5 protein-coding genes are annotated in these 3613 nt (G+C 62.9%); 2 read left to right on the top strand and 3 right to left on the bottom strand.

The genetic code is table 11. The annotated features are described in order from the left end of the window. Together sufB and ACIQ2E_RS13295 are read right to left on the bottom strand one after the other, a co-directional pair. Positions 1–1383 (bottom strand): Fe-S cluster assembly protein SufB (gene sufB / locus ACIQ2E_RS13300; protein WP_398331453.1); only part of this gene is annotated, 1383 nt, incomplete at its 3' end. Between the two features lie 10 nt (positions 1384–1393). Continuing rightward, positions 1394–1747, bottom strand: coding sequence for a ferredoxin-thioredoxin reductase catalytic domain-containing protein (locus ACIQ2E_RS13295; RefSeq protein ID WP_010304579.1), 354 nt, complete (start codon positions 1745–1747; stop codon positions 1394–1396). A gap of 200 nt (positions 1748–1947) precedes the next feature. On the opposite strand from ACIQ2E_RS13295, the gene sufR reads away from it, so the two are divergent. Both sufR and ACIQ2E_RS13285 read left to right on the top strand, forming a co-directional pair. Continuing rightward, positions 1948–2583, top strand: a complete 636-nt coding sequence (sufR, locus tag ACIQ2E_RS13290; protein WP_398331449.1) for an iron-sulfur cluster biosynthesis transcriptional regulator SufR — start codon at positions 1948–1950, stop codon at positions 2581–2583. After that, the gene (locus ACIQ2E_RS13285; protein WP_398331446.1) at positions 2577–2939 is read left to right on the top strand and encodes a hypothetical protein; all 363 of its coding nucleotides are present in this window, start codon (positions 2577–2579) and stop codon (positions 2937–2939) included. Before sufR ends, ACIQ2E_RS13285 begins: the two co-directional genes overlap by 7 nt. Here the strand turns inward: ACIQ2E_RS13285 and ACIQ2E_RS13280 are convergent. Beyond that, positions 2920–3613: EamA family transporter (locus ACIQ2E_RS13280; protein ID WP_398331443.1), on the bottom strand; the 694-nt coding region annotated here is incomplete at its 5' end. The genes ACIQ2E_RS13285 and ACIQ2E_RS13280 overlap by 20 nt on opposite strands.

Raw genomic sequence — 3613 nt, 5'->3', positions numbered from 1 at the left:
CATCGGCAGCTGGTTGAACACGTCGCGGCAGAAGCCGCTCACCATCATCGAAACCGCCTCTTCAAAGCCGATTCCACGACTCTGGAGATAGAAGAGCTGGTCTTCTGAGATGCGGCAGGTGCTCGCTTCGTGTTCCACCGAAGCCTGAGGCTGCTGGGAGCGGATGTAGGGATAGGTGTTGGCGGCCGCCTGATCGCCGATCAGCATCGAATCGCATTGGCTGTAGTTGCGTGCCCCCAGCGCTTTCGGGCCGATCTGCACCAAACCGCGATAGCTATTGGCAGAGCGACCCGCGCTGATGCCCTTGCTCACGATGGTGGAGCGCGTGCGAGGCCCCACGTGAATCATTTTGGTGCCGGTATCGGCCTGCTGTTTGTTGTTGGTGAGAGCCACGGAATAAAACTCACCCACCGAATCGGCGCCCTGCAGCACACAGCTGGGGTACTTCCAGGTGATGGCTGAGCCGGTTTCCACCTGGGTCCAGCTGATCTTGCTGCGGTCGCCACGGCACTGGCCGCGCTTGGTCACGAAGTTGTAGATGCCTCCCACGCCGTTTTCATCACCGGCGTACCAGTTCTGAACGGTGGAGTATTTGATCGCGGCATCATCGAGAGCCACCAGTTCAACCACAGCTGCGTGCAGCTGATTGGTGTCAAACATCGGGGCAGTGCAGCCTTCGAGGTAGCTGACCGAAGCACCCTCTTCCGCAACGATCAGGGTGCGTTCGAACTGGCCTGTATCGCCCGAGTTGATGCGGAAATAAGTGGAGAGCTCCATCGGGCATTCCACGCCTTTGGGAATGAACACGAAGGAGCCATCGCTGAAGACGGCGGAATTAAGCGCAGCAAAGTAGTTGTCGTTACTGGGCACCACAGTGCCGAGATAACGCTCAATCAGCTCAGGGTGTTCTTTCACTGCCTCGCTGATCGAGCAAAAGATCACCCCGTGCTCAGCCAGCTTTTCCTTGTAGGTCGTGGCGATCGACACACTGTCGAACACCGCGTCGACAGCCACATTCGACAGGCGCTTCTGCTCGCTGAGCGGGATGCCGAGCTTGTCGAAGGTTTCGAGCAGTTTTGGGTCCACCTCATCGAGGCTGGCCTTCTTCTGCTGCTGCTTGGGCGCGGCGTAGTACACCACGTCTTGGTAGTCGATCGCCGGATAACCGAGAGCGGCCCAATCGGGCTCACTCATCTGCAGCCACTGCCTGTAGGCACGCAGGCGGAAATCCAGCAAGAAAGAAGGCTCCTCCTTCTTGCTGGAGATCAAGCGCACCACGTCCTCGCTGAGGCCCTTGGCGATCTTTTCCGTTTCGATATCAGTGACGAAGCCGTACTTGTACGGCTGGCTCACCAGATCACCAACAGCCTGTGCGTTGCTCATGATCGGACCTTCAACCGGCGCAATGGGCTTTCACTTCTTCGAGCGTGATCGTCTGCTTCTCGCCGCGGAAGGGGTTGTCTTCGGTGAGGAACAGCATGCAATGACACTCTTTGCGTTCACGCATCGGCACGCAGGGGCAGTTCCAGAAGGCCTGGGCCACCTCGGCCTCCTTGTCTTCGTAATGGCGACAGGGGCACAGGGCACCACCGAGCTCATCCTTATGGCGAGCCAGACCCTCGAGCACGACCGCCGTAACGCTGGGGTCGCTGCAGAAATAGGTGCCCGTGCGCTGGGCGTAGGTTTCCGCGAACTTGCGGATCACCTCAAGGCTGTCGCTGGCTTGGGGGGCAGGAGCTTCAGACATGAGGGCAAAGGCGAGGCGGAGCGTTGTGCCCGTGCGGGCTTGGCCAGCAGTTACGAAACCAAGCTGTTTCGCAAGTTGACCCTAAAGCACACGGGCGGCACCCGGGGGTGACGCTGCATTGTGACGTGTGGGCGCACCAGCACGGGCCACTCGTCAGAGCCCGAACAGGCGTGGCATGGTGTGGTGGTAAAGAGTTGGTCATGAGCGCCTCAACGCAGGCACCCACCCGAGAGGCAGCGCTCACCCTGATGTTGCGTCAGGGTGAAATCACCGCGGCGCAACTGGCTGGATCCCTTGGAGTATCTGTCCAGGTGATGCGGCGCCACCTGCGCTCCTTAGAAGAAGAAGGGCTCGTGGAAGCCAGTCCGGCTCCCGAGGGACCTGGGCGCCCGTCCAATCTTTGGCGGCTCACAGCCACAGGCCGCCGCCAGTTCCCCAACGGCAGCGAACATTTCGCCTTGGGGCTGCTCAGTTCGATGGCCACCAGCCTGCCCACCGAGATGGTGGATCAGCTGCTGCAGAGCCAGGCCTCTGAAAAAGCCTCCGACTACCGCCGCCTGATCGGCGACGGCAGCCTGAGGGAGCGCATCGAGCGGCTCGTGGATCTGCGCCGGCGAGAGGGCTACGTGGCCGACTACACGCCCAACCCCAAGGGCGAAGGATGGGTGATCAGCGAATTCCACTGCTCGGTGATGAAGATCGCTGAACAGTTCCCCTGCGTGTGCGATCAGGAGCTGCAGCTGATTCGGCACACCTTTCCCGACTGCGCTGTGGAGCGGGTGCACTGGCTGCTCGATGGCGGCAACTCCTGCGGATTTCTGCTGCAGCCGTGCTGAGCGAACACGACCTTCAGGAGCTGGAAAGCACGCTGCTTCCGGCACTGGAGCGTCATCACCTACGCCTGCTGGCCCACAGCCTGCGCTGCCTGCAGCAGGCCGCCCAAGGCACCGCCGCCATGCCAGCCCAGGAGGGCCTGATGGCCTGGGCCCACCAACAACCCAACCTGGCGGTGGATCCCACCTTTATTCCGGTGTTGGTTGAGCAACTAGCCAAGGCCGCCGTTCAACTGGATGCCATCGGCCTGGAACTGCACAAACCACCGCTGGCGCTCGAGATCAGCGACCTGGTGCAGTGGGGACAGCAACAGGCTGATCAACGGCTGGGCACCACGCTCAAGCCACCAGAGCACTAACGCCGCTCAGGGCCAGCAAGCCGGCCAGCCATCCCCGCCATCCCGGCCAGTCCCCTTCCAGGTGAGCCAGGGGGATCGCCATCAGCGGAGCGGTGGCTAGCAGCGCCACCGCGATCCCGCCCGGCAACCGCTGCAACGCCAACTGCTGCAGGGCGATGCCTGCGGTGGTTCCGAGCAGCGTCGCCAGCAATCCCAGGGGCCAGCGCCGGAGCGGAGGCCGCGGGCCCCATCCCCTGGTTCGCCAGCCCCGCAGCAAGGGCAGCAACACCAAGCCCGCCGCCAGCACCCGCACCAGGGCCGACTGCAGCGGATCGAAAGCGGCATCACGCAGCGCCGCGCGGGACACCAGTGCTCCAGCACTGCCGCAGAGCAGCGCCCCCAGAGCCAGAACCACACCCTGCATCTGCTGTTGCCCTGTCAGGGCATCACCCGAACGCTGCCCCGCCACAAGCAACAGCGCCACAGTGATCAGACCCAGACCGAACCAGTGGAGCGGCTCCGGCACCTCCGCCAGCCAGACCATCCCACCCAGGGAAGCCACCGCAGGCCCGCCGGCATCGATGGTGAGCGTGCGGCGGGTGCCCAGCCGCCGCAAAGCCGCGAAATAAAAGCTGTCGCCCAGCGCGATCCCCAGCACACCGCTCACCGCCAACAGCAGCAGTGGGCCATGGGCC

Source organism: Vulcanococcus sp., from assembly GCF_044369115.1.
Classification (GTDB): domain Bacteria; phylum Cyanobacteriota; class Cyanobacteriia; order PCC-6307; family Cyanobiaceae; genus Vulcanococcus.
The sequence above is the reverse complement of the archived record's forward strand: the minus strand, read 5'-3'. Positions and strand labels throughout refer to the sequence as shown.